Origin of the sequence: Leisingera sp. XS_AS12 (assembly GCF_041224635.1) — a bacterium.
Taxonomy (GTDB): Bacteria; Pseudomonadota; Alphaproteobacteria; order Rhodobacterales; family Rhodobacteraceae; genus Leisingera.
In genome coordinates this window covers 17,922-43,776 of record NZ_JBGFGM010000050.1, presented here as the reverse complement: position 1 = coordinate 43,776, position 25,855 = coordinate 17,922, and the positions used below count along the sequence as shown (strand labels likewise).

23 protein-coding genes are annotated in these 25,855 nt (G+C 63.7%); 5 read left to right on the top strand and 18 right to left on the bottom strand.

Going from position 1 to position 25,855, the window contains the following annotated elements:
* Positions 1 to 166: 166 nt before the first annotated feature.
* The 8 genes from AB9K35_RS02050 to AB9K35_RS02015 all read right to left on the bottom strand — a co-directional run bounded on the left by AB9K35_RS02050 (position 167) and on the right by AB9K35_RS02015 (position 9,303).
* Positions 167 to 547, bottom strand: coding sequence for a hypothetical protein (locus tag AB9K35_RS02050; RefSeq protein WP_369924218.1), 381 nt, complete (start codon positions 545 to 547; stop codon positions 167 to 169).
* A gap of 665 nt (positions 548 to 1,212) precedes the next feature.
* Positions 1,213 to 2,661 (bottom strand): NAD-dependent succinate-semialdehyde dehydrogenase, encoded by a 1,449-nt coding sequence (locus tag AB9K35_RS02045; RefSeq protein ID WP_369924217.1) that lies wholly within the window; start codon positions 2,659 to 2,661, stop codon positions 1,213 to 1,215.
* Positions 2,662 to 2,732: 71 nt separating this feature from the next.
* Positions 2,733 to 4,403 (bottom strand): BCCT family transporter, encoded by a 1,671-nt coding sequence (locus tag AB9K35_RS02040; RefSeq protein WP_369924216.1) that lies wholly within the window; start codon positions 4,401 to 4,403, stop codon positions 2,733 to 2,735.
* Positions 4,404 to 4,492: 89 nt separating this feature from the next.
* Positions 4,493 to 5,956, bottom strand: a complete 1,464-nt coding sequence (locus AB9K35_RS02035) for an aldehyde dehydrogenase (RefSeq protein ID WP_369924215.1) — start codon at positions 5,954 to 5,956, stop codon at positions 4,493 to 4,495.
* A gap of 12 nt (positions 5,957 to 5,968) precedes the next feature.
* Positions 5,969 to 7,006 carry an LLM class flavin-dependent oxidoreductase gene (locus AB9K35_RS02030; protein ID WP_369924214.1) on the bottom strand — a complete coding sequence of 346 codons (1,038 nt, stop codon included), beginning with the start codon at positions 7,004 to 7,006 and terminating at the stop codon, positions 5,969 to 5,971.
* Complete coding sequence (locus tag AB9K35_RS02025; protein ID WP_369924212.1) at positions 7,003 to 7,929, bottom strand: flavin reductase; 927 nt, start codon at positions 7,927 to 7,929, stop codon at positions 7,003 to 7,005. Before AB9K35_RS02025 ends, AB9K35_RS02030 begins: the two co-directional genes overlap by 4 nt.
* Positions 7,926 to 8,729: an alpha/beta fold hydrolase gene (locus AB9K35_RS02020; RefSeq protein WP_369924211.1), complete on the bottom strand. Its 804-nt coding sequence runs from the start codon at positions 8,727 to 8,729 to the stop codon at positions 7,926 to 7,928. Before AB9K35_RS02020 ends, AB9K35_RS02025 begins: the two co-directional genes overlap by 4 nt.
* Positions 8,701 to 9,303, bottom strand: a complete 603-nt coding sequence (locus tag AB9K35_RS02015; protein ID WP_369924210.1) for an amino acid synthesis family protein — start codon at positions 9,301 to 9,303, stop codon at positions 8,701 to 8,703. The genes AB9K35_RS02020 and AB9K35_RS02015 overlap by 29 nt, the downstream gene beginning before the upstream one ends.
* A gap of 107 nt (positions 9,304 to 9,410) precedes the next feature.
* Here AB9K35_RS02015 and AB9K35_RS02010 point away from each other — a divergent pair, with 107 nt between their 5' ends.
* Complete coding sequence (locus AB9K35_RS02010) at positions 9,411 to 10,100, top strand: GntR family transcriptional regulator (protein WP_369924209.1); 690 nt, start codon at positions 9,411 to 9,413, stop codon at positions 10,098 to 10,100.
* Positions 10,101 to 10,107: 7 nt separating this feature from the next.
* Entirely contained in the window at positions 10,108 to 10,395 is a 288-nt protein-coding gene (locus tag AB9K35_RS02005; RefSeq protein ID WP_369924207.1) for a DUF1330 domain-containing protein, read from the top strand.
* A gap of 208 nt (positions 10,396 to 10,603) precedes the next feature.
* On the opposite strand, the gene AB9K35_RS02000 is transcribed toward AB9K35_RS02005, so the two are convergent.
* From AB9K35_RS02000 to AB9K35_RS01970, 7 genes are all read right to left on the bottom strand, one after another.
* Positions 10,604 to 11,569 (bottom strand): ABC transporter ATP-binding protein, encoded by a 966-nt coding sequence (locus AB9K35_RS02000; RefSeq protein ID WP_369924206.1) that lies wholly within the window; start codon positions 11,567 to 11,569, stop codon positions 10,604 to 10,606.
* Positions 11,566 to 12,591 carry an ABC transporter ATP-binding protein gene (locus AB9K35_RS01995; protein ID WP_369924219.1) on the bottom strand — a complete coding sequence of 342 codons (1,026 nt, stop codon included), beginning with the start codon at positions 12,589 to 12,591 and terminating at the stop codon, positions 11,566 to 11,568. Before AB9K35_RS01995 ends, AB9K35_RS02000 begins: the two co-directional genes overlap by 4 nt.
* A gap of 14 nt (positions 12,592 to 12,605) precedes the next feature.
* Complete coding sequence (locus AB9K35_RS01990; RefSeq protein ID WP_369924205.1) at positions 12,606 to 14,090, bottom strand: chlorohydrolase family protein; 1,485 nt, start codon at positions 14,088 to 14,090, stop codon at positions 12,606 to 12,608.
* Positions 14,087 to 15,283, bottom strand: a complete 1,197-nt coding sequence (locus tag AB9K35_RS01985; protein WP_369924204.1) for an amidohydrolase family protein — start codon at positions 15,281 to 15,283, stop codon at positions 14,087 to 14,089. The genes AB9K35_RS01990 and AB9K35_RS01985 overlap by 4 nt, the downstream gene beginning before the upstream one ends.
* 12 nt (positions 15,284 to 15,295) lie before the next feature.
* Positions 15,296 to 16,252 (bottom strand): ABC transporter permease, encoded by a 957-nt coding sequence (locus tag AB9K35_RS01980; RefSeq protein WP_369924202.1) that lies wholly within the window; start codon positions 16,250 to 16,252, stop codon positions 15,296 to 15,298.
* Positions 16,249 to 17,220 carry an ABC transporter permease gene (locus tag AB9K35_RS01975; RefSeq protein ID WP_369924200.1) on the bottom strand — a complete coding sequence of 324 codons (972 nt, stop codon included), beginning with the start codon at positions 17,218 to 17,220 and terminating at the stop codon, positions 16,249 to 16,251. The genes AB9K35_RS01980 and AB9K35_RS01975 overlap by 4 nt, the downstream gene beginning before the upstream one ends.
* A gap of 66 nt (positions 17,221 to 17,286) precedes the next feature.
* Positions 17,287 to 18,858: an ABC transporter substrate-binding protein gene (locus AB9K35_RS01970; protein WP_369924199.1), complete on the bottom strand. Its 1,572-nt coding sequence runs from the start codon at positions 18,856 to 18,858 to the stop codon at positions 17,287 to 17,289.
* A gap of 274 nt (positions 18,859 to 19,132) precedes the next feature.
* Between AB9K35_RS01970 and AB9K35_RS01965 the strand changes: the two genes are divergently transcribed.
* The 3 genes from AB9K35_RS01965 to AB9K35_RS01955 are packed head-to-tail and all read left to right on the top strand — an operon-like array spanning position 19,133 to position 21,191.
* The gene (locus AB9K35_RS01965; RefSeq protein ID WP_222454101.1) at positions 19,133 to 19,831 is read left to right on the top strand and encodes a GntR family transcriptional regulator; all 699 of its coding nucleotides are present in this window, start codon (positions 19,133 to 19,135) and stop codon (positions 19,829 to 19,831) included.
* A gap of 17 nt (positions 19,832 to 19,848) precedes the next feature.
* A complete protein-coding gene (locus tag AB9K35_RS01960) occupies positions 19,849 to 20,532 on the top strand; it encodes a flavin reductase family protein (RefSeq protein WP_369924197.1) in 684 nt (227 codons plus the stop codon).
* Positions 20,529 to 21,191 (top strand): aspartate/glutamate racemase family protein, encoded by a 663-nt coding sequence (locus AB9K35_RS01955; protein WP_369924195.1) that lies wholly within the window; start codon positions 20,529 to 20,531, stop codon positions 21,189 to 21,191. Before AB9K35_RS01960 ends, AB9K35_RS01955 begins: the two co-directional genes overlap by 4 nt.
* A gap of 135 nt (positions 21,192 to 21,326) precedes the next feature.
* Here the strand turns inward: AB9K35_RS01955 and AB9K35_RS01950 are convergent, their stop codons facing one another.
* From AB9K35_RS01950 to AB9K35_RS01940, 3 genes are all read right to left on the bottom strand, one after another.
* A complete protein-coding gene (locus AB9K35_RS01950) occupies positions 21,327 to 22,958 on the bottom strand; it encodes a DUF3299 domain-containing protein (RefSeq protein WP_369924193.1) in 1,632 nt (543 codons plus the stop codon).
* A gap of 61 nt (positions 22,959 to 23,019) precedes the next feature.
* Positions 23,020 to 24,363 (bottom strand): amidohydrolase family protein, encoded by a 1,344-nt coding sequence (locus tag AB9K35_RS01945; RefSeq protein ID WP_369924191.1) that lies wholly within the window; start codon positions 24,361 to 24,363, stop codon positions 23,020 to 23,022.
* Between the two features lie 299 nt (positions 24,364 to 24,662).
* Positions 24,663 to 25,847 carry an aromatic amino acid transaminase gene (locus tag AB9K35_RS01940; protein ID WP_369924190.1) on the bottom strand — a complete coding sequence of 395 codons (1,185 nt, stop codon included), beginning with the start codon at positions 25,845 to 25,847 and terminating at the stop codon, positions 24,663 to 24,665.
* Positions 25,848 to 25,855 lie beyond the last annotated feature (8 nt).

Below are 25,855 nucleotides of genomic sequence, written 5' to 3'. Positions count from 1 at the left end.
CTCGCAATCCGAAAATTTGAGAAGGATGGCCGGAACGTACGGGAATGGTTTGCGGCCCGCAATCAGTTCGCCATAATGTTCGGCGAGCGCTTCGACGCTTGAGTATTTGAAACCGCATGGGCCGGGCCAGATACACAGACTGCAGGACACTCCCCATCCCACTAGCTCAACCAGCCACCTCAGCTTGAAGGAGCCGACGTATCCTAAGCATAGTTGGCAACCCACCCTGTAGCATCGCCTCTATTGGTTTGCGTCCATTCATGATTGCTCCCGAATTCTTAGCAGCGATCCATCTTGCTACGCGAGAAATATCGCCCGAATAGACTCTCATCAACGCGGCGTGCACGCCAATGAGGACTGCCACACGCTGCATCTGTTCGCTACCTAGGGGAGAGTTTGGCTGATCGTTTTTGAGGCAATCCCACTCTTCGGTTGTCAAGCGGAGCAGTTGGACACATTCGTCGTCATTCAGCTTCCAAGCTTGTAGAAGTCGAGGTGCAACCCTAGACAGGGCGTGCTGCTCAGGTACGGTCAGTTCGTCGATCATCGGTTCTCCCCTCATGACTCTGGTCATAACGTCGTGCCGAATAGTATAGACACTTTCGATATCCCGGTGCGCTTGGTCGCAGATTAGACCCGGATCATTCCGGGTTCTGCGGAACATCCCTCTTTTTCGCTTCAATCGCGGAAAGTTGGCATTCCCAAGTAGAAAGAACTTCGAAGAGTGTGTTCGAACTTTCTCCAGTTAAGCGCACCATCAGCTTTCCTTAAAAGCCCAACTTTCTTCGATCGACATGCACGAGCACTTCCGCTCCCAGCGGGCATTCCGGGGCAACTTGAAAGATACGGGCATGCACGCGTTTGCACCAAGTACAAGGCAGAGAAAGAGATCCAATCGGGAAGCGCCGTTCCAGGCGGCGTAAACAGAGCCTAAGAAAGTGTAGCCTGAAGGAGCTGACACTCGGAGAGGTCACGGTACAGGCTGCTGACAGGCATCCATTCCGCGATCACACAGGCGGCAACTGTCCTGTGATGGATGTCAAACCCGCGCCAGCGCACTACCGGCCAAGAGGCCAAGCCGCCACGGCCCAGCCGTCCGCGGCCTGCCCGGGGTCCGTCAGGGTCCGCAGGCAGCGCCGAAAACAGCGATCCCGGTTGCAGGCGGGACCATGACAGGCAGACCTGCGGACCGGTGGCTGTGTGGTTGCAGCCTCAGATACTCAGGCAGCAGTATTTCAGTTCAAGGTAATCCTCGATCCCGTATTTCGAGCCTTCCCGGCCCAGACCGGACAGCTTGACGCCGCCGAACGGCGCCACTTCGGTGGAGATCAAGCCCGTGTTGACACCCACCATTCCGTACTCAAGCCCCTCCATCATCTTGTAGATGCGGCTCAAGTCGCGGCTGTACAGATAGGACGCGAGGCCAAACTCGGTGTCGTTGGCCGCGGCCAGGACCTCATCCACCTCAGAGAACCGGAAGACGGGAGCCAGCGGGCCAAAGGTCTCTTCGCGAGCCACCGCCATCTCCTGGGTCACGCCGGTAATCACCGTCGGCTGAAAGAACGTCCCGCCCAACGCATGCGGCCTGCCTCCGGTCGCGACCTGCCCGCCTTTGGCGACGGCATCGCTGATGTGCTCGTTCACTTTGCTCACAGCGGAGGCGCTGATCAGCGGCCCGATGGCGGTTCCTTCGGCGAAACCGTCACCGACCGGCAGAGCCTTCACCGCGGCACAGAGTTTTTCCACGAAGGCGTCGTGGACAGCATCCTGCACATAGATCCGGTTGGTGCACACGCAGGTCTGGCCGGCATTGCGAAACTTAGAGATCAGCGCGCCTTCGACCGCGGCATCCAGATCGGCGTCGTCGAACACGATGAAGGGGGCGTTGCCGCCCAGCTCCAGCGACAGTTTCTTGATCTGGGCAGCTCCCTGGCGCATCAGGATGCTGCCGACGTTGGTAGACCCGGTGAAACTGATCTTCTGCATCGCCGGGTTTTCGCAGAACTCCAGTCCGATCCCCTTGCTGTCGGTTGACGGCAGCACCGAGAAGACGCCCGCGGGAAGTCCCGCTTCCTCGCCGAGCCGGGCTATGGCCAGGGCCGACAGCGGCGTTTCGCTGGCGGGGCGCACCACCATGGCGCACCCGGCCGCCAATGCCGGACCTGCCTTGCGCGTGATCATCGCGTTGGGGAAGTTCCAGGGCGTGATGGCCCCGACCACACCGACCGGCTGCTTCATCACCAGAATCCGCTTGTCCCGCTGATGGCCGGGAATGGTGTCGCCATAGATCCGCTTGGCCTCCTCCGCGAACCATTCGATGAAGCTGGCGCCATACATGATCTCGCCTTTGGCTTCGGCCAGCGGCTTGCCCATCTCGGCGGTGAGGATGGCGGCCAGATCATCGGCATGGGCGACCATGAGATCGAACCACCGGCGCAGGACCGCGGCGCGCTCCTTGCCGGTCCACTGGGCCCAGTCCCGCTGGGCAACACTGGCAGCCGCGATGGCGGCCCTGGCGTCGTCGACGGTGCAATCTGCCACATTGGCCAGCACCGCGCCGGTCGAGGGGTTGAGCACCTGGAACCGGCTGTCGCGGGCCAGCCATTCGCCGTTCACATAGGCATCCTGCAACAGCAGATCGGGACGGGAGAGAGAGAGCACTTGCAAAACTCCTGTGCGATAGAATTGGGGGCGAGCTGTCCCGCCCCCTGTTTGACGTTGGCTTGCGCCGATCAGGCGTGCAGATCCTGGTTGAGGGAAGTGCCATCCGGGGCCTCGTCCGGGCTGCTCGTCACGGCGGCCGGATCCTCCATCAGCGACTTGATCACGCCCCAGGCCATCATCACCACCAGCACCGAGATCGGCAGGGCGGCCGCAATCGCCGCAGTCTGCAGCGCCGACAGCCCACCGGCCAGCAGCAGCACGGCGGCAACCAGCCCCTGAGCCGCGCCCCAGACCACACGATGCAGTTTGGGAGGATGCGCATTGCCCATCGACAGGATGGTGGTCACCACCAGGGTGCCGGAATCGGAGCTGGTGATGAACCAGGTGGCAAGCAGGAAGGTGGTGAGGGCAGAGATGACCCAAGCCAGCGTCCCGCCATCTGCCAGCAGGTCGATGGTGCCGAACAGGGTACCGCCCAGGTTCCAGCTGTTGACCATATCCACCAAGCCCGCGGTTCCGACGCCGCCTTCGGCATTGAGTTCAAGGAACAACGCGCTGCCGCCGAACACCGAGATCCAGATGAAGGCCATCGAGGTTGGAACCAGCATGGCGCCGAACATGAACTCGCGGATGGTCCGCCCCTTGGAGATGCGGGCGATGAACATGCCGACGAAGGGCGCCCAGCTCAGCCACCAGCCCCAGTAGAAGATGGTCCAGCCCCCCTGCCAGGCGACGTCGCCCGGCGTGGAAGCGGTCCAGAACCCCATCGACAGGAACTGGGTCAGGTAGTCCCCGGTTGCATTGAGCAGGAAGCCGGCCAGCCATTGGGTGGGGCCTGCGAAGACAAAGAAGAGGATGAGGGCGATGGTCAGCACGACATTCCATTCCGACAGGATCTTGATACCCCTGCCAATGCCGGACACCGCCGACAGCGTCGCAATGACCGAGATGATGACGATCAGCGCGACCTGGGTGCCCACGCCCGGATCGATCCCGAACAGCACGTTCATGCCATGCGCCATCTGGGTCACTCCAAGCCCCATCGAGGTGGCGATGCCGAACACCGTGCCAAAGACTGCCAGCAGATCGACGGCGTGACCGGCCGGACCATAGATCCGCTGGCCAAGGACCGGATACAGCGCCGAGCGGAAGGTCAGCGGCAGCTTTTTACGAAAGGCAAAATAGCCGAGGGCCAGACCGGTCAGCGTATAGATCGCCCACCCATGCAGCCCCCAATGGAAGTTGGTCACCCGCACGGCGTCCGCCGCGCGCTGCACATCCATCTCGGTGTGGCCCGCCGCATCCGCGAAGGGGTTGTTGGGATACCCCCACCCCGCCGAATTGTCGAAGTAGAACAATGGTTCGGCAACGCCAAAGAACATGATGCCGATCGACACCGATGCGGAAAACAGCATGGCGAACCAGGAAAAACGGCTGAACTCCGGCTTGCTGTCGTCATCGCCGAGGCGGATCGACCCGAACCGGCTGAACATCAGGAACAGGCAGGCAGCCAGGATGACGATCACGGTGCTGATGTAATACCAGCTCAGCGCGCCTTCGATCCAGGCGCGAATGCCGCCATAGATGCGGCCTGCATAATCCACGTTCAGGATCGTGAACACGACAAAGGCAGCCACCATCGCCTTGGACGCGATGCTCATGCCGTTGTGAAGCCCTTTGAAAACCCCTTTGTCGGAGACCAGCTGGCCTCCCTGTCCTATTTTGTCGTCGCTCGCCATGGTTTCCTCCCTTTGACAATGACTGGGTGACCGGAGGCGCGACAGGCGCCTCCGGCAAGCAATTTTCTTCTGTTGGGATCAGTCCCGCTTTACCGCATCACGAAAGGGTCCGGGATGGGATCGTCGCTGGTGCGCAGCCAGACCGCTTTCAGCTTGGTGTAATCCAGCACCGCCTGAAGCCCGCCCTCGCGGCCGTGGCCGGACAGGCCGTGGCCGCCGAAGGGCGCAATCGGGCTTACCGCGCGGTAGGTGTTGACCCAGACGATGCCCGCCCGGATCTTGCGGATCATCCGGTGTGCGCGGGTCAGGTTCTGGGTGAACACGCCCGAGGCGAGGCCAAACGCGGTGTTGTTTGCGATCTCCACGGCCTCTGCCTCGGTCTCGAAGTCAACCACCGAGAGGACCGGGCCGAAAAACTCGTTCGACAGGCACGGCGCAGTCGGCGCATCGGAGCAATCCAGCACGGTGGGCGGAAAGAAGTAGCCCTGCCCCTCCGGCACAACGCCGCCCGTGACCAGCCTCGCGCCCGCCTGAAGCGAGGCCTCGATCAGCCGCACCGCGTGATCGCGCTGCCTCAACGTGCACAAAGGCCCCACCTCGGTGTCCATGTCCTGCGGCATGCCGATCACCACGGCCTCGGCCTTCTCCTTCAGCCGCTGGAGAAATTCCGCCTTGATCCCTTTCTGGATCACCAGCCGGGATCCCGCAACGCAACTTTGCCCGGTCGCGGCAAAGATGCCCGAGACCTGGGCATTCACGGCGCTTTCAAGATCGGCGTCGTCGAACACGATGAAGGGGGACTTACCCCCCAGCTCCAACGAGGTGGACGCGAGGTTCTCGGCCGAGTTGCGCACGATATGGCGCGCCGTCTCCGGCCCGCCGGTGAAGGCCACATGGGCGACCGATGCATGGCTGGTCAGCGCGGCACCGGCCTGCGGGCCGCCGGTGATGACGTTCAGCACGCCGGGCGGAAAGCCCGCCTGGTCAAAGATCCGGGCGAATTCCAGCATTGGCGCCGGGGCTTCCTCGGAGGCTTTCAGAACCACCGTGCAGCCTGCTGCCAGTGCCGGGGCGATCTTTACCGCGGACAGGAACAGCTGCGAGTTCCAGGGCACGATCGCGGCCACCACGCCCACCGGTTCGCGGCGCAGCCAGACTTCCATGTCCGGCTTGTCGATCGGCAGATGGGCGCCCTCGATCTTGTCGGCAAGGCCCGCGTAGTAGCGATAGTATTCCGCCACATAGGCAATCTGTGCCGAAGTCTCGCGGATGATCTTCCCGGTATCACGGGTTTCCAGTTCCGCCAGTCGCGGAGCGTTCTCCGCGACCAGGTCCGCCAGGCGCATCAGGAGCTTGCCGCGCTGGGTCGCCGTCATCTCGGCCCAGTCAGGGGAGAAGAACGCAGCCTCCGCCGCCGTTACCGCCCGGTCCACATCCGCCTCAGAGGCCGCGGGCATTTTTGCCCAGGGCGCGCCCGTGGCGGGGTCGCGACTGTCGAAGGTGGTGTCGGCATCCTCAAATGCGCCACCGATATACTGCTGGAAGGTCTGCATTCTCAGGCTCCCTTACTGAAACGCGGGCATCACGTGCGCAATGAAACGCTCGAGCGAGGCCTTCTTACGCTCGAAACTCATGCTGCTGTCGATCCAGAACGCATATTCATCGTAGCCGAGCGACTCGTATGTCTTCAGCCGTTCGATCACCGCTGCCGGTTCCCCGATCACCAGGTCCCGCTCCATCGCCTCGGGCGAGTAGAACGGATGCGCGGCGATCTCCTCGTCCGACAAGGGAGCAATGAGACCCTGCGAGATGTCCCGCTTGTTCATGAACCACGCGCCGAAGTAGTTGTAGAAGCGGTTCAGCTCCTCCGCGCCGCGTTTCACATCGGCGGCGCTGTCCGCGACATAGGTGTGCTGCAGCAGCATGATCTTGGGCCGCGGCACGTCGTTATGCTTTTCACAGGCCGCGTTGAACTTGCTCATCAGGTCGGCGATTTCCTCGTCGCCCTTCCACAGTGGTGTCACCTGAACGTTGCAGCCATTGGCCACCGCGAATTCATGGCTGTTCGGATCGCGCGCTGCGACCCAGATCGGCGGGCCGCCGTCCTGCAACGGCTTGGGCGAAGACGTGGTCTTGGGGAAGGAGTGGAACTCCCCCTCCTGCGCGTAATCGCCCTGCCACAGCCCCTGCAGTGCCGGGATCAGCTCCCGCATCCGCAGGCCCGCCTCCCAGGCGTCCATACCCGGCATCATGCGCTCGTATTCAAAGGAATACGCGCCACGGGCGATACCCAGATCCAGGCGACCGTCGGTGATGATGTCGGTCATCGCCGCCTCGCCCGCCAGCCGGATCGGATGCCAGAAGGGCGCAATCACCGTACCCGTGCCGAGGCGGACATTCTTGGTGTGTCGCGCCACATCGACGAGGTTCAGGAACGGGTTGGGCGCAATCGTGAAATTCATCCCGTGGTGTTCGCCGGTCCACACCGCGTGCATGCCGCCGTCATCGGCGATTTTGCAAAGCTGGATGAACTCGTCGTAGAGCTGTTTCTGATCCTGATCCGCAGAAATCCGCTCCATATGTGCAAAGAGAGAAAATTTCATGCCCGCGTGCTCCCTGTCCCCACGGGGCGCACTTGCCCGGTGGTCTGGTTTCCATAATACACCCCGAAATTGCCGATCCGGCTTTCGTTGGCGAACCGCTCCAGCATGGTGCAGACCGCCGCATCCGCGATGTCCATCAGCGTGGTCTGGCTGAGCTGGGTGAAGGTGCCCTTGGCCGGGGTGCCCCCGGCAGACTGACACAGAAACGAAATATGCTGATGTTCCCGCGCTTCGTCTTCGAACACCGAGTAGATGAACCCCGGCTCCGCTTCGACACCGGTTTCGGCAATCAGCCGGGCCAAGGCCGCGGAGGCTCCCTCCTTGCCGACCCGCGTTTCCGGCAGCGTCAGCTTGCCGAGGTCATTGCCCATCAGCAGCACCTTGCCCTCATGCTCGATGAGGGCAGAGACGATCAGCTTGGCACCCTGTGTCAGAGCCTCGGCTTCGGCCGCCGCCGTCACGTAGGCGCCGCGGGCATAGCCCAATCCCGGCGCGGGCGAGGTCTCGAAGGCCTCTACCTGCCCGATCAGGATCAAATGGTCGCCCGCTTCCACGCGTTTGTGCATGGAGCAGTCGAACCAGGCTGAAACGCCTTCGAATACTGGGCTGCCTTGCGGGCCTTTCTGCCATTGAACGACCGAGAAACGATCCTCGACCGGCCTTGCAAAGGTGTTGGAGACGTCCTTCTGGTCCTCTGCCAGCACGTTCACGGCAAAGCCGTCGGCCTGTTCGAACGCGGCATAGTTCCTGGAGGAATTGGCGAGGCACACCAACACCAGTGGCGGGTCCAGCGACACGGAGGTGAAGGAGTTGGCGGTGAAACCGATCGGATTTCCGTCGGGATCATGTGTCGTCACCACCGTAACGCCTGTCATGAAGGTGCCAAAGGCATTGCGCAGCGCGCGTGGATCGATGTTGCTCATGACAGCTCCTCCTCTGTGTTGAGCCAGGTCCGCAGGGCGGTGTTCACTTCCTCCGGTGCGGTCAGGTTCACCATGTGGCGGTGGCCTTCGATGACCACTGCCCGCCCGTGGGGCGCAGCATCCGCCATGGCCCGCGCCATTTCCGGCGTCGAGTTCGGGTCACCATCACCGGTCAGCGCCAGGAGCGGGCAGCGGATGTCGGAAAACCCGTCGGCATAGGTGCTGTCACCGCGCGCAAAGGCGGTATAGGCCGCAGCATAGCCCGCGAGGTTCACCCCCGACAGCCATTCAGCCACCTGCGCCCGGGCGGCCAGGTCGGCCTTGCCTTCTCCGAACCATCTGGCCAAGGGCGTCTCGAGGTCGAAGCCACCAGCCCGGATCAGGGCGGCGCGGGCCTCGACGGCCTCGCGCGCCGCAGGATCCCGGCGGAAGACCCCGTTCAGCAACGCCACGCGAGAGACGTGCGCGGGATGGCAGACGGTATATCCACCGGCGATGAGTGCCCCCATGGAATGGCCCGCCAGCGACACGGGCCCCAGATCCAGCTCCGTAAGCACGGCATGAAGCCAGGCCACGTAGTCCGGCAGCTCCGCGCCGTCCGGCAGCAGCCCGCTGCCGCCGTGTCCGGGCAAATCTAGCGCAATCACCCGATGGGTCTGCGACAGCTGCTCGACCTGCGGCGCCCAGGCCGCGGACTGCATGCCAACACCGTGAAGCAGCACCACAGGTGCCCCGTCACCGGCCGACTGGCAGGTGACGGGACCAAAGGGATCAGACAGCTGCAGGGTTGTCGACGTCATGGCCCAGCTCCTTGAGGTCCTGATAGCGATCGCCGATGCGGTGATGCGGCCGTCCACCTATGGACGCCCCCAGCGCGATCACGATCTCGTCCGGCCCGGGCGCATCCGCCACAGCGAGCTGGATGGTCAGGTAATGGCTGCGCCGCCCGCCGTCGTTCTTGTCCATCAACGGGATTTGCAAGGAAGCGTTGGCCGGGCCACGGGTGTTGGTGAAGGCAAGATAGGACTTCGCCCCCACCGCCTCGCGGAAGTGGTTGCCAAAGCGCAGCGTGTGGATCAGGGCGGAGGCGTGCTCGACCTCGCCATTGACGCCGACGATTGCAGATTTGCCGTAGCCTTCGACCTTGTCACCGCCACCTGCGGCCTCAAGGATCATTGCCGTCAGCTTCTCTCCCAGCCCGGGCGCGCAGTCATGGATTGCCGGGCGCAGGTCTTCGACAAACCCCTGCCCCGCCCAGGGGTTTTTGATCACCGCCACCGCGGCAATCATCTTTAGCGGCGTCTGAGCAGCTTTACCGCCCTCGATCAGGGTCTCTTCGACATGCAGCAACGTTTTGCGGATTTCGGCGGGCATGGCTGAGCCTTTCCTATCTGATTCCAGTTGCCGTCATATGGTATACCATAGGACTGCATGTCAACAGACACTTGCCTGAGGCCACGGCTGTTGGTATCGACACAGGCATGAGCAAACCCGCCCCCCAGCCCGTAATGACCCGGATCGACCAACCTCAGACGCTGCGCTGCATCGTGCAGGAGCGAATGCGCGAGGCGATCATTTCTGGCCAATTCGCCCCCGGCGAACGACTGGTCGAACGCGCCCTCTGCGACCAACTGGGCGTCAGCCGAACGGTGGTCCGCGAGACCATCCGCTACCTCGAGGCCGAGGGGCTGGTTGAAATCCTGACGGGCAAAGGGCCGATCGTCGCGCAGCTCAGCTGGGAGGACGCACGGCAGATCTATGATATCCGTCAGATGCTTGAGACCGCCGCCGCCACCGCCTGCGCCGAGAACATGACACCGCAGCTGGCAGAAGAACTGAAAGAGGCATTGACGGTACTGAAAGACGCGGTAGCGGCAGGCGCCCCCGGCCCAATGTTGCGCGCCTCTACCGACTTCTATCGCATCATCTTCGAGGGGGCTGGCCATCACGTCGCCTGGGAAATCGCCCAGCGCCTGAACGGTCGCATCAGCCGCCTGCGGGCGGTCACACTGTCGACCGCGGACCGGCCGAAACCCGGCCCCTCCCATATGGAAGAAATCTGCGAAGCCATCACCTCGGGCAACGCGGAAGCTGCCAAAAAGGCCGTCCACGACCATCTGACGGAAACAGCCGCCGTTGCCAAACGAGTTCTCACCCAAGAGAAAGCCTGAAAAGCCAATGCCCAAAGCCTACTGGATTGCCAATGTGACAGTCACTGACCCCGAGCGTTACCGGGGGTATCAGGCAATTGCCCCGGCGGCGTTTGCTGAATTCGGCGCGCGCTTTCTGGCAAGAGGTGAAGCGGACACCCTTGAAGGTCGCGCATGGCAGCGCAGAGTTGTCATCGAATTCGACAGTTTGGACCGCGCCCGCGCCTGCTACAACTCCGCGGCGTACCGGGCCGCGCGCGCCGAGCGTGCCGGTGCCTGCGAGGCGGACATCGCGATCATCGAGGCCCTGGACTAAGGCCAAGCCCCCGTCCCAGAGTCCGCAACGGTGCCCGCAGGCGTGGGCACGTCTGCCCCACGGCATGCGCCCGCGCCTGTTGACTTGGCCAGCGTGGTGGCTCTTGCGGGCCAGAGAATGCTGCCAAGGGCCGCGCCCGCCCTTCGGCAGGGCGGCGATTTGCTGCAAAGGCGGGCCCAGGCCTGCGGAGCCTCCGCCCCGCCATCGCTCAGCCAGCCAGCAAACAGGCCGCCTTGTGACCGTCTGAAAGGTCTCGCAGGGGGGGCACAGTCTTCCGGCAGGCGTCGGTGGCCAGCGCACAGCGTGGATAAAAGGCGCAGCCGGACGGTGGGTTCAGCGGACTGGGCGGTTCACCATTGTCGACGCATCTTGCACGCTTGGGCGCATGGATGTCCGGTATCGTATTGAGCAGAAGCTGCGAGTACGGGTGCAGAGGCTGGTTGAACAGGGATTCGACCGGGGCCATTTCGACGATGCGCCCCAGGTACATCACCGCAATCATGTCAGACATGTGCCGCACCACGCTCAGGTCGTGGCTGATGAACAGATAGGTGAGCCCCAGCTCCTGTTGCAGGCGCCGCATCAGGTTCAGGATCTGGGCCTGCACCGACACGTCCAGCGCCGAGGTCGGCTCGTCACAGACCAGCAGTTCCGGCTCACACGCCAGCGCGCGCGCGATCGAAATGCGCTGCCGCTGCCCGCCGGAGAATTCATGCGGAAACTTGCGTGCGTCATCCGCAGCAAGGCCCACGGTTTGCAGCAGTTCTTCCACGCGCGAGGTGGTTTCAGCCTCGTTGCGGCGCAACTTCATCTCGCGGATCGGCTCGGCGATGATGTCGCCGATGCGCCAGCGCGGGTTCAGACTGGAATGCGGGTCCTGAAAGATCATCTGCACCCGCACCGGACGGCCCTCGGCGCCGCGGCCAAAGCGGATGTCGCCACCGCTGGTGGCGTAAAGCCCGGTCACCAGCCGCGCCACGGTGGATTTGCCGCAGCCCGATTCGCCGACGATACTGAAACAGCTGCCGCGGGCGATGGTAAAGCTGACCTCGTTCACCGCATTGACCAGCAGCCGCGGCTTGCCCTCCAGCAGCCGGTTCAGCCAGGGCGCGGAGACGTCAAAGCGTTTCGACACCCGGTCGACGGTCAGGATTGGATCGTTGATCTGCATCATTCGGTGCCTCCGTCCTGGATGAAACAGGCCGCTTCGCTGCGCGCCGCCGGAACCAGCTGCGGCCGTTCGCGCAAGCAGCGCGGCCCGGCCTGTGGGCAGCGCGGGTGAAAGGCACAGCCCGAAGGGCGGGCATTCAGCCGCGGCATCGCGCCGTCGATCTGCGCCAGCGTACTGCTGCGCGCGTGCAGGCTGGGAATCGCGGCCATCAGCCCGCGGGTATAGGGGTGCTGCGGATCATGCAGCACGTCCTCAACGCGGCCGGTTTCCACCACCCGGCCCGAGTACATCACCGCCACCCGGTCGGCAGTCTCGGCGATCACGCCCATGTCGTGGGTCACCAGCATGATGCCGGTGCGGTGCTCGTCGCACAGGCGCCGCAGCAGCGTGGTGATCTGCGCCTGGATCGAGACATCCAGCGCCGTCGTGGGTTCATCGGCGATGATCAGCTGTGGCTCCGCCGCCAGCGCCAGCGCAATAACCACCCGCTGCCGCATGCCGCCGGAAAACTGGTGGGGGTACTGCTTCAGCCGCTCCTCCGGCGCCGGGATGCCAACCTCGCGCAGCAGGGTAACGGCTTTTTGCTGTGCCGCCTCGCGCGACATCGGCTTGTGCAGGCGGATGGTCTCGACCAGCTGCGCCCCGATGGAGAACAGCGGATTCAGCGCGGTCAGCGGATCCTGAAAGATCGCGCCCATTTCGCGACCGCGCACGCGGGTCAGCTCGTCTTCTGACAGCGTGTCGACCCGGCGGCCGCCGACGCGGATCTCGCCCTTGGCGATCCGGCCCGGCGCCTCCAGCAGACCCAGCACGGCAAGGCCGGTGATCGACTTGCCCGCGCCGGATTCGCCGACAACGCCGAGGATCTCCCCCGGAGAGATGCGGATCGAGACGTCGTCAATTGCGGTGAGCAGTCCGCGGCGGGTCGGAAACTCCACGGACAGGCTGTCGACCTCCAGTGCTGGCGCCCCTTCGGGCACGGGCTGGCTGCCTGGGTCCTGCGGTGCAGGTGCTTGCCTCAGCATCATCTCTTTATCCTTCACGTCTGGGGCCGCGTCAGCGGCGGGTATGTCGGGGGGAAGATCTCGGCCAGCGGCGGATGGCCAACCGTCCGGTCCGGGTATTTGGCCAGCAGCCCCTCGAACTGCGCCTGCGCGCGCAGGCGGGCGGCAGCCATGTCGATGCCCGCAACTTCGCCGTCGCGCATCGACAGGCGGCCATCGACGATGGTGGCCCTGGTGACCCGGCCCGTGGCACCCAGGATCAGGGTCTGCACTGGGTCGATGGTCGGCGCCATGGCAGTGTCGGAGAGGTCAAAGACGGCGATATCCGCCCTCCCCCCGGACCGAAGCACGCCAATGTCGTCGCGCCCCAGCGCCGCCGCACCGCTCAGGGTGGCGGCATCGAACATCTCAGCCGAGGTGATGGAAGTCAGATCGCCCTCCACCATGCGGCACATCATCATGCCCACCGCCATGTTCAGCACCATGTCCGGCGGCGCGGTGTCGGTGCCCATGGCAATGCCGATGCCCTTGTCGCGCAACCGCCGAAAGGAGCGCAGCGCACCGCCATGCCGGGCCGCGACCAGCGGGCAATGCACCACGCTGACGCCATGGCTGGCATAAAGATCAAGATCCGCGTCATCGGCCACCGTGGCATGCGGCGCCAGCAGGCGGGCATTCAGCAGGCCATGGCTGTTCAGCCATTGCGGCGCGCTCATGCCGTGCAACTGCTGTACGGTATCGCGCTCCATCTGGCCCTGGGCCATATGCAGGCGCACCGGACAGTTCAGCTCCTCCGCCGCGGCCATGGTGCGGCGCAAAAGCTCTGCGGTGCAGGTCTCCACCCGGTCCGGCGCCAGCAACGGCGAGATCAAATCGTGCCCCTGCCACTGGGCGGCAAAGCCGAGCGCCGCATCCAGTCCCGCCAGACCGCGCGCCTCGTCGAACTCGGCCACCAAGCGGCCATCGGCCTCGGCCACCATGCCGCCGCTGCGGTAAGCAGGACCCAGCCAGACGCGCAGGCCCAGTTCCTCTGCCGCCTCGGCAGCGGCGGTGAACTCCTCCACCGTCTCGCCCCATTCGCGGTAGAAAAGCGAGGCAATGGGTGCCGCGGTGGTGATCCCGTTTTGCAGCAGCTGGCCAAAGGCAAAGCGCTTCTGAAAGGCCAGTTCTTCAGGGCTGTACATCTCATAGGGTCCGCGCTCGACGTAAGAGCGCGGCCAGACGCGGCCCTTCTTGTCGCCGGGCCAGTTGTCATGCGCCAGCAGCGTCGTGTCGAGGTCGGACAGCGCATCAAGATCCACAAAGCCCGGTGCAATCAGCGCCTGCCCCATGTCGTAGCGGGCCGCGACCTCACCCTCGAACGGCAGGCCCACGTGGATGACACGGCCGCCTTCGACCACCACCTCACCATCCGGCACCAGATGGCGACCGGATGGTGTATCGGCGATCACCCAGGCCGCACGCAGCGCCCAGCGCCCCGGAGGGCGGGCCCCCAGCGGCAGGTCAGCAAAGCGGCTCATGGGGCCTCCATCACGGTCTTGCCACCGCGTGCCGTGACATTGCCGCCCTTGACCACCAGCTGGCGCGGTGCGTGGGTGACCACCGCCTGCACGACAGTTTCGCCCTGCACCAGCACCACATCACCCGGTGCCCCGACCTCCAGCGCGCGGCGCGGTTTCCCCATCGCCTCGGCACCGCCGCCCGCGCAGATATCCAGCGCGGTCTTCACCTCGCTGTCCATGCGCAGGTTGTTGCGCAGGCCGATGAACTTGGCGCGCTCCAGCATGTCGCCGTTGCCATATGGCCCCCAGGTGTCCTGAATACCGTCATTGCCGGCACCAATGCGGATGCCATGCGCCATCAGCTGCTTGACCATCGGCGCGGGCGAGGACGCCGGCGCGGTGGTCATGATCCGCACGTCCAGCGCCGCCAGCCGCTCCAGCATCGCCTCGACCCGCTGAAAGTCGTTCATGCCCAGACAGAAGGCATGGGAAATGGTGACCAGCCCCGTCATGCCCAAGGCCTCGGCGCGGGTCAGGATCTCCTCCATCGAGAACATGCCCATCTCACCGCGTTCATGCAGGTGGATGTCGACGCCCTTGCCGTGTTTTTCCGCCAGCCCGAAGACCACGTCGAGATGCCCCTTGGGATCACGGTCCACGCCGCAGGGGTCCAGCCCGCCGACCAGATCGGCCCCCATCGCCAGCGCCTGATCCATCAGCTCGGCGGTGCCCTCGCGGATCATCAGGCCCGACTGCGGGAAAGCCACGGTTTCGATCTCAACCACCTCGGCCAGTTTGTCAGCAGTTTCCATCACGCCTTCCAGCGCGCGCAGCCCGCCGTCGGTATCGATGTCCACATGGCTGCGGATCAGCGTCGCACCATAGGCGGCGGTTTGCAGCGCATGGCGCATCGATTGCACATGCGGATCCACCCCCAGCCGCGCCTTCATCGCGCGCTCGTTGTCGATCATCGCCATCAGGTTGCCGCCGCCGACATCGTTCTTGTACCACGGCCAGCCAATCAGCGACTTGTCGAGGTGGGTGTGAGCATCCACCAGCCCGGGAATGGCGATCACACCCGCGGCGTCTTCGGTAGCCACGCCGGGGGCGTCCAGCCCCGGCGCGATTTCGGCGATCCGGCCATCGCGGATCAGGATGTCGGCGCTTTCGCCATCCCCGATGCGGGCGTGTTTGATCAGAAGCGAAGTCATCAAAGTCGTCCTTTAGCGAAGTTTCGGGTTGAGGGCGTCGCGCAGCCAGTCGCCCAGCATGTTCACGGCCACCACCAGGATACACAGCTGCACCGAGGGGAAGAGCACGATCCACCAGGAGCCGGAGAACAGATACTGATTGCCGACCCGGATCAGCGTCCCCAGAGAGGGCTGGTTCGGCGGCATGCCGACGCCAAGGAAGGACAGCGTCGCCTCAATCAGGATGGCCAGGCCGAAGTTCAGCGTTGCCGCCACGAACACCGGCGTCAGCGTATTGGGCAGGATATGTTTCAGCATCAGCCGCCGACCGGGGGTGCCCACCAGCCGCGAGGCCTGCACATATTCCTTGCGCCGCTCCACCATTGTCTGGGCCCGCACGACGCGGGCGTATTGCACCCAGGAGTACAGCGCGATGGCCAGCACCAGCACCGCGGCGATGCCTGCCTCGCGCAGCTCCGGCGGCAGCAACGCCTGTGCAACCGAGCTGACCAGGATTGCCGCAAGGATGATCGGGATCGACAGCAGGACATCACCGATGCGCATCAGCACGTTGTCGATCCAGCCGCCATAGTAGCCAGCGGCCAGCCCGGCCAGCAGGCCGATTGCCAGCGACACCGCAACCGAGGCGATGCCGATGAAAATCGAGATCCGCGTGCCATAGAGAATGCCTGACAGGATATCGCGCCCCTGCACGTCAGTGCCTAGAACAAAGGGCATCTGCCCACCCTGCATCCACACTGGCGGCAGCTCTGCGTTCCAAAGCTCCAGTGCGGCGAGATCATAGGGGTTCTGCGGCGCCAGCACCGGCGCTAGGAAGGCGGTGACGGTGACAAAGGCCAGCACCGCCGCCGCGCCCACCGCGGATTTCGAGCTCTTGAAGCTCCACCACAGGTCGCTGTCGGCGATCCGGGCCAGGCGGGCGGCAAGGGGCGCGCGGGTGGTTTCGGGTTGGGTTCGGGTATCGGTCATTTGTCAGCTCCGCGCAGGCGGGGGTCGATCACCGCATAGGTGATATCGACCAGGGCATTGAGGGTGACGAAGATCAGCGCGACGATGCAGAGGTATCCCGCCATGATCGGCACATCGACAAAGGTCACCGCCTGGATGAACAGCAAGCCCATGCCGGGCCATTGGAACACCGTCTCGGTCACCAGCGCAAAGGCGATCAGCCCGCCGATCTGCATGGCGGTCATGGTGACCACCGGCATCAGGCAGTTGCGCAGCGCGTGGCGAAAATGGATGGTGCGCGCCGGAATGCCGCGGGCGCGGGCGAACTTGATGAAATCGGTGCGCAGCACCTCCAGCATCTCGGCCCGCACCAGCCGCATCACCAGGGTGATCTGGAACAGCGACAGCGACAGGGCCGGCAAGATGATCGACAGCCGCCCCGACGGGGTCAGCAGACCGGTCGACCACCAGCCGAGGTCCACCGTCTCGCCGCGCCCGAAGGCGGGGAGCCAGCCGAGCCAGACCGAGAAGATCAGGATCAGCCCGATACCCACCACGAAGCTGGGCAGCGATATGCCGATGATCGAGGTGAACTGCAGCGTTTCCGCGTACCAGCGCTGGCGGTGGATCGCGGTGATCACCCCCAGCGGGATGCCGACAACCAGCGAGATCAGAGTCGCCACGATCACCAGCTCAAAGGTCGCGGGGAAGCGCTCGGCGATCATCGCCAGAACGTCCTGCTGGTTGCGGAAGGAAATGCCGAAATCTCCCTGAGCCGCGTTTTTGACAAAGGTGGTGAACTGAACGATGAACGGATCATCCAGCCCCAGCTTGGCGCGCAGCGCATCCCGCTGGGCCTGGGTCGCCTGCTCGTTCAGCATCAGCTCGACCGGATCGCCGACAAAGCGAAAGATTATGAAGGCGATGAAACTGACGGAGAGCATCACGAAGATCGCATTCGCCGTCCGCTTGATCAGAAAAGCCAGCATCGGTGCCTCTCCCCTGTTGTGTTGAAAAGCAGGGCAGCCCCCGGCAGGCGCTGCCCCAGTGGGGGATTATCGGGTCACGAACCACATGCGCGGCTTGTTGTCCGGGAACTGCGGGAAGTCCTCGAAGTCCGCCGACACCGCCCAGGCCATCGGCTGCTGGTGCAGGGGCATCATCACGATTTCTTCCTTGGCAATGCGCAGGGCCTCGGTTTCCATCGACAGGCGCTTTTCGCGGTCCAGCTCGACCGAGGCGGCCTGGGTCAGCTTGTCGATCTCCGGGTAGGACCAGTTGCCCCAGTTGAACACGCCGGAGTTGCCCTCCTTGCTGTGCAGCATCTGCACAAGGATCGAATAGGTATCCAGCATCGGCAGCGTCGCCCAGCCGATGGTGTAGACATCCGCCTTGCCGCCCGCGCGCTTGGGAGTCTGCTTGGCGGTGGGGCCAATGTCCAGACGGGGGCTCAGCCCGATCCGCGACCACATGGAGGCGATCGCCTGGCAGAACTGCTCCTCGTTCACGTAGCTTTCATTGGTGCAGACGAAGTCGAACTCGAAACCGTCTTCATACCCGGCCTCGGCCAGCAGCGCCCTGGCCTTGTCGGGATCGGCCGCCACCACGCTGTCCAGCGCTTCGGAATAGCCGGGAATCGAGGGGGCAACGAGCGTGCCGGCATTGCGGGACTTGCCGCGCATGACGCGGGACTGGATCAGATCCATGTCCACCGCCAGCTGCATCGCCTGGCGCACGCGCAGATCGTTCAACGGGTTTTCACCACCCGCCACCAGCTCATCCCGGCGGTTGAAGCCCAGCATCACGGTGCGCAGGTCGGTGCGCTCCAGCACCTTCAGGTTGGGCGCCGCCGACAGGCGCGGCAAATCCTGCACCGGGGCGCTGTCGACAAAATCAACTTCGCCGGACAGCAGGGCTGCGACACGGGTCGCGGCGGAAGTGACCGGCTGGAATTCGATCCGGGTCAGATTGTGCTGAGGTTCATCCCACCAGCCCTCATTCACGGTCAGCACCGTCTGTGCTTCGGGGGTACGGCTTTCGAGCACAAACGGGCCAGTGCCGTTGGTGTTGAAGGTGGCATAACCCTCGACCCCGGCGCTGACATCGGTCGGCATTTCGGCGTTGTTCTCGACCAGCCAGTCCTTGTCGAAGATATGGATATTGGTCAGATCGTTCAGCAGCAGCGGATAGGCGCCGGTCAGTTCGATATCAATGGTGTGATCGTCGACCACGGTGGCGCTCTTGTAGGCCGGCAGGTTCCCCTTGAGCGGCGAGCTTTCGTCGCTGACGCGGGTCAGCGAGGCCAGCACGTCCTCGGCCGTGAAGTCGCTGCCGTTGTGGAATTTCACCCCCTTGCGCAGGCTGAACCGCCAAGTGGTGGGGGAGATGATCTCCCAGCTTTCCGCCAGCGCCGGCTCGATCTGCAGATCGCGGTCAAACCGCACCAGCCCTTCGTAGATGTGGTTGAGGAAATTGATCGTGTAGCTGTCGCCGTAGGAATAGGGGTCGAGCGAGACGATGTCGCGCGGCGCGCCCCAGCGCACGGTTTCCGCGGACGCCGTCGAAGCCAGCGTCGCCGCCGCCATGCCGCCCAGAAGCGCGACCTTCAGTCCAGTTTTCGAGATCATTCTGTTGTCTCCCTGTTGTGAATACAAATTTCGTTTCTTTTGCATCCATTTCAAATGCGGCCTTCTCTGTGCCTTTTTGCGGTTCCCGCAGTACCCGGATCGAGCCGGGTGTTGACGTGAGGTTATGGACCCGACCACCATCTGTCTACAAAAATGTTTGCAGATTGTATTCAATGATTGTATCCAACACAAAGCAACCGAAAGCTGCTAGTTTCGCCGAGCCATCAGGCCTCCGTCTGAAAAAGCTTAAATTTCAAGCATGAGAGCACAGTAAATGTACAAATCATCGACCCGCAGCTTTCCAGTTTACGACTCCCTGCGCCAAGCCATCATCGAGCAAGCCCTGAAGCCCGGCGTGAAGCTTCCGGAAGATTCGATCGGCGAGACTTTTGGCGTCAGCCGCACGACCGTACGCAATGCACTGGTACGCCTCGACGCCGAAGGCCTGGTGGACCTGCAGCCGAATCGCGGCGCCTCGGTCGCCGAGCCGACCATCGAAGAAGCCTATGACATCTTCGAAATGCGCCAGTGCCTGGAACGCGAGGTGATACAGCGGCTGTGCAAGATGGATCCCAAGCCGATCATCAAGGCGCTGAAGGCACATCTGAAGGAAGAAGAGAAATACCTCGGCAAGGATCACACCCGCTCGATCCGGCTGGCCGGCGAATTTCACATCCTGCTGGCAGAGCTGACCGGCTCCAAGATCCTGGCCAATTACGTCAATGAAATCGTCTCGCGCTGCTCGCTGATCCTGGCGCGGTTCGCGCAAGTCCACTCTGCCGAATGCGGCGTCGAGGAACATGCCGAACTGATTGCTGCCCTGGCCGAGGGCGACGCCGAACGCGCCAGCGCCTGCATGCACAGCCACCTGCACGGGGTGCAAGACCGCGCCCTGCTCAACCCCGAAGACGCCGAGCCCGACAACGTGGCGCAGATCCTGTCACGCTACCGGCCGGCCAAGACAAAACCATAGACACCGGGAGACCCGCCATGACCGACGACACCCAGCCCGCAACCGGGCAGACGCGTTTCGACTTCGCCAAACTGACGCCGCGCGAACGCTACAAGCTGCTGATCGGTGCCGTGGTGCCGCGGCCGATCGCCTGGGTGACCACGGTCAACGAGGCGGGCATCGCCAACGCCGCTCCCTACAGTTTCTTCAACTGCCTGTCCTCGGACCCCGCCATCCTGGCCATCGGGGTCGAAAACCATGCCGACATGCGGTTCAAGGATACCGCCCACAACATCCGGGTGACGGAAGAATTCACCGTCAATATCGTCGCCCACGCCAACCTGCACGCGATGAATGCCACGGCGGTGCCCTTTGGCCCCGAGGTCGACGAGATCGCCGAAGCCGGGCTGACGATGTTGCCGGGGGAGTTCGTGTCCTGCCCCCAGATCGCCGAGGCTCCGGTGCGGTTCGAATGCCGCCGCCACACCACGCTGAACATCGGCAAATCGCGCGAAATCATCCTGGGCGAGGTGCTGGCGATGCACAGCCATCCGGGACTGGTGAACGACCGCCATCATGTCGACCCGGCGGCGTTGGACGCGCTGGGGCGGATGGGCGGCCACGGCTATTGCCGCTCGAACCAGACGTTTGATCTGCCCACCATGTCGCTGGAGGAATGGACCGCCTTCACCAGCCGCCAAGCCGAAAGCCTGCGCGGATGAAGCTGTGTTTCGTCAACCCGAACTCCACCACCGAGATGACCCGCCGCATGGTCGAACAGGCCCGCGACCTTGCGCCGCGCGGCCTGTCCATCATCGGCGCCACCAACACCGCCGGGCCGCCCTCGATCCAGGGCCAGGCCGACGGCGATGCTGCGGAACCCGGCACGCTGTCGCTGCTGGCGGCGGGCGGCTTTGATCTTGCCGTGATTGGCTGCTTCGATGATACCGGCCTGCCGGTCGCCCGCACGCGCTGCGCGATTCCGATAGTGGGGCTGGGCGAGGCCAGTTTCCAGCGTGGCCACGACCAGGCCGAGCCTTTCATCGTTCTGACCACATCCGAATTGTCGGTTCCGGTCCTTGAGGCAAACATCGCCAGCTACGGGCTGCACCGTCATTGCATCGGCATTTTTGCCTCCGGTGTGCCGGTGCTGGATTTCGAACATGACAGGGCGAACGCGAGGGATCGGCTGGTCTCTGAGGCCAGGCGGCTTTGCACCGAGCACGGGCAAACCCGCACGCTTGTGCTTGGATGCGCCGGCATGGGCGGCTTGGCCGCAGAGCTGACGGAGGCGTTGGGCCTAACCGTTATCGACCCCATCGAAGCAGCGCTGCTTGTTGCGTGCCAACGGTTGCAACGCACCCGTGAACACAGCCACTGAAGGCGCGCTGCGGGCACCCTGCCCCTTTGAAAAGCGCGATAATAGGGGGCTGGCGGCCGCCGTCCGCTCTCGCAGGCACATGCAAAAGCTGATCCACGGGGCGTTGGGGGCGCTGGTTTCCCAACCTGCCGCCCACTAGCCGCTGACGCTGTAGCTTTCAGGACCGCCGTCGACGGTTCTCTTGGATGGGGTGACCCCGCCCGGGGTGTGCATCAACGTCGCAATAAACAGCCCCGCGCCGATGGCGAGAACACAGGCCGCGCCCGCCAGCCGGGCCTGGCGTTCAAACCGATCGGGCGGCTTGTCATCTGTCGCCAGACGGTGCGCCGCCCAGTTTCGCGCCCACAGGGCGCTTACACCGATGGCCGACATCGCCACCGCCATGCCAGCGGAGATCGCGAGCACCATCACGATTGCGGGACCGACCAGATCGTTGGCGAGACCAAACAGCATCACCAGTAGCGCGCCGGTACAGGGCACCGCACCGATGGCGACGGCCACCCAGTTACCCCCTCTCGGCGGCGCGCAGGCAGCACAGCCGACATGGTCATGCGCCGGATGATGGTGGTGCCCCGATGATCCAGCGGCGCGCCACGCCGCAATTGCCTGCCACAACATGGCGGTGCCAATGGCCATGATCAGCGCATAACTGCCCAGCCGGATCGCACGGGTATCGGACGGCGCGCTGCCCGTGGCCTGACGCCAGGCAACGTCAATCAGCGTGACCACCACAACGGCCGAGAGGACATGGAAGACCGCAATTCGGACTCCCATGCCGATACCAAGCTTCAGACTGCCTCCGGTTCCGACAAAATAGGAGATCACAACAGTCTTGCCGTGCCCCGGCCCCAGCGTGTGCAGCACCCCATAGGCAAAGGAAAGCAGGACCGCGATCAGCATTGCACGCACTGAGCCCCCTTCCTGAAGGGTCGACATGCCCGAGGTGAACCACTGGTTGCTGCGAAGCTGAATTTGACTGAGCAGCGGCAGGTCAGACACCGACGCCGCAGAGATTGCACCGGGCACCCCGGCCAGTTCGACCTGCACGAGGGCGTAGGATGCCGGAATTTTGCGGCTGCCATCCACCAGAAACAGACTGTGCGCCGCAGGTTCATAACGCAGAGTGCCGGACAGCCGCACCGGCTCGAACCACTGGTCGAGCCGCAGGCCGTCCGGGTACGAGACATGCACAACTTGATTGGGCGGCGGAGGCGGTGTGTGGATACAGGCACCGACCCAGGGCACCAGCAGAAACTCCACGGCCCGCTCACCCTGCCATTTCAGCGGCAACGCATAGCCATCGAGCAGCACCGCCCGGTCCACAACGGCGGAGGCCACTCCCGTCGCCTCCTGCCGGCGCCGGTCCATGACAACGAGACGCTGTCGCAGCAAGTCATCCGCATCCAGCCCGGCAGCTTGCAGCCTCCAGAGCGCACCAGCCTCCGCCGCCTGCAACGCTGGCGGCACCTTGCCGCTTTTACGCGCCTCGCGGGCGCGCAGCACGTCGCGCAGGTCCGACTTGTGCTCGTATGACATGTCCTCGAACGGGTCGTCGTATGCGGCCACGGGTGGCGCCAGCATATCCCAGGTTACCAGATCGAAGTCGGCGGCGCGCCCCGCAGCTGGCGACAGGGCGACAAGCAGAGCGACAGCGGCGGCCAGAGCGACGGCCACGATACGGCATTGCACACGATCCACTCCACCGGCGCCATGCGAAGACGCCGAAGCCGCGATGTTCGCCTCGCCCCCGCGTGCACGGCTAGACATCAGCGAACTCTGGAAATTTGGTCCGCCGGATCCCCCGGAAAGGCATCAGATCTTCCTCCGCCTACTGACCCAACGCGTTTTTGTAGATCACGCCGTCTTTCATGATCAGATCGAAGTTCGCATCCGGGTCCGCCACCAGATTGATATCCTGCAGCGGGTTGCCATCCACGAGAATGAGGTCGGCATAGGCGCCCTCAGTGATCACCCCGAGCGGGCCCTGCTGATAGGGATGGCGCGGACCGGCTTCGGCCAGCAGCTCGGCGTTGATAGAGGTCGCCATGCGCAGCACCTCATAGGGGCTGTACCACTGTTGCAGCTTGGCGAGGAAGGCCCCCTGGCGTTCGGCCAGCGCCGGATCAAACAGGATGTCGGTGCCAAACGCGACCTTCACGCCAACTTCCTTGGCCAGCGTATAGGCCCTGTCCGTGCCGTCGGTGACTTCGATCCATTTTGCCTGGCTTACGGGATCATTGAAGCTGAAGCCGTCTTCATCGTCTAGAAGCGGCTGGATCGACAGCCAGACATCGTTGTCGCGCATCATCTCCATCGTTTCGCGGCTCATCAGGAAGCCGTGTTCGATGGATTTCACACCGGCCTCGATTGCGATCTGCGCCGCGTCATCCGTGAAGATATGCGAGGCAACATAGGTGTTGTACGTGTCAGCGACCTCGACAAAGGCTTCAATCTCGGCCTTCGTATACTGGCGCACGTCCAGCGGGTCATAGACTGAAGAGACCCCGCCTCCGCCCGATATCTTCAGCTGGGTGGCCCCCATGCGCATTACCTCACGCGCCCGCAAGGTCACCTCCGGCACGCCATCGGCCATCGCCATCAGGCCGACGTTGTACCAATACCACTGGGAATCGGCAGGATTGCTGGGCACGTCCTGATAGGGACGGTAATCGAAATGCCCGCCGGTTTGCCCGATCGGCGGCCCCGAGGGCAGAATGCGCGGGCCCGGAATTTCGCCTGCGTCGATCATCTTCTTGGTCGAAAAGGGATTTCCGCCGACGTCCCGCACGGTCGTGAAGCCGCGCATCAGCGTCCCCTCAGACCCTTTGGCGCCCCGGATTGCGACCTCCAGTATATCGCCCGTCACCACTGTTGCCTGAGCCGCACAGCAGTAAGAGGTGTGCCAATGCACGTCGATCAGACCGGGGATCAAGGTACGCCCGCCGCCGTCAATCACGGTGCCGCCCGCCGCATCCACCGGTTCGGTCGACACCGCGGTTATCAGGTTATCGGTGACCACGACGTTGGCATTTTCGATCAGCTGTTCGCTGGTTCCATCGAACACGTTTACATTGGCGATCAAGGTGACCTTCGGCGCGTCGTCCTGAGCATTTGCAGGCACCGAAGCCACCAACGCAAGCATGGCACCGGTCGCGAAGCATCTCATATGCATAAAAAAATCCTCTGATGGGTGACCCTGCCTCGAACAGCGCGGCCGAATGATGAAAGCTTAGCAAGCTGGCAGCACTCGCGTTAAGGGGAAAAACAACGTCTCCATTGCAAGGAGCCGCGCAACGCCTGCCCTGGCTCCATGCGGGAATTAATCATTCGCTGAAGGAACCGAACGATCGGCGCGTGCCTGCATCAGACCGGAAATGCTCAACCCCCGCAAAGATTTGTCATGCCGAACTCGCCCAGGCACCTTTGCGGAGGTTTGTGAAACCGCGTGCCGCCTATGACGGCGACAGCTGTTTAGGTCTGCGCCATCACGTCCCGAACGGCACGGACCAACCAGCCGATGTCCCTGGTGCCGAGTCGCGCGACATTGACCCGACCGCCTTTGACAACATGAATGCCATGCTCGCGTGTCAGCGCGGCTTCCTGAGGGCCAGTCAGTGGCAGCAGCGAGAACATCCCCTGTTGCCGGGCCAGATACGCAAGGTCCTGCGTGCCGAATGTGTCACATTCCTCACGCGCTATCTCCACACGGACTTGGGCCACGCGCCGCCGCATGAGGTCCAATTCCTGCAACCAGAGCGCCTTCAACTCCTGATCCTGCAGGATCGTGCGCACCACCGACGGGCCATGATCCGGCGCATGTGAAGCCCCTGATCGCACGATGGCCGATACGGCCCTGTGCAGGCCGCCGCGATCCGCCTTGCGGGTTTTCACGAACAGGGCCCCGGCGCGATCGCGGTAAATCCCGAATGACTTGGAGAGCGTGATACAGACAATGCACTCGGGAAAACGTGCGGCGATCTGGCGGGCCATGGCGCAGTCGGCTTCAAAACTGCGGGCAAAACCAAGGTAGGCCAGATCGATCCACGGCACGATGCCCCGCGCCTCCAGAACCTCAAGCAAAGCGGTGAACTGTTCGGCCGTCATGTCCGCGCCTGTCGGGTTGTGGCACATCCCTTGCAGGAGGAAGACGTCACCGGGGCTGACGGCGCCCAACCCGTCGAGCATCTGTTCAAACGTGACCTCGCACCGGATCGGATCGTAGTAGGGAACCTGGCCGAACTTAGCCCCCGCAGCCATCAGGATCGGGACGTAATTGCCATAGGTCGGCGTTTGCAGCCAAACCTTCGGTGGATCCGGCATTTGCGACAGAAGCTCCGCCATGACCCGCAGCGCCACCGCTCCGCCTGCCGTTTGCGCCGCGACCCAGTCACCCCTCCAGCTGGCTCCCAGCACCTCCTGCCCCAAGGCCTCGCAATACTCGGCGTCGCCGGTCAGGGCGAGGTAGGATTTGGTTGTCTGCGTCTCCACCAATCGCTGCTCTGCAGCCTTCACCGCGCGCAGAACCGGTGTCTGCCCCTGCGCATCCTGATAGATCCCGACGGTCAGGTTCAGCTTGTCGCGGCGCGGGTCCTGCGCAAAGTCGTCCGCGCCGATCATGATTGGGTCGACGGGGTAGTCCCCTACTCTCTCGAACATTTTCACCC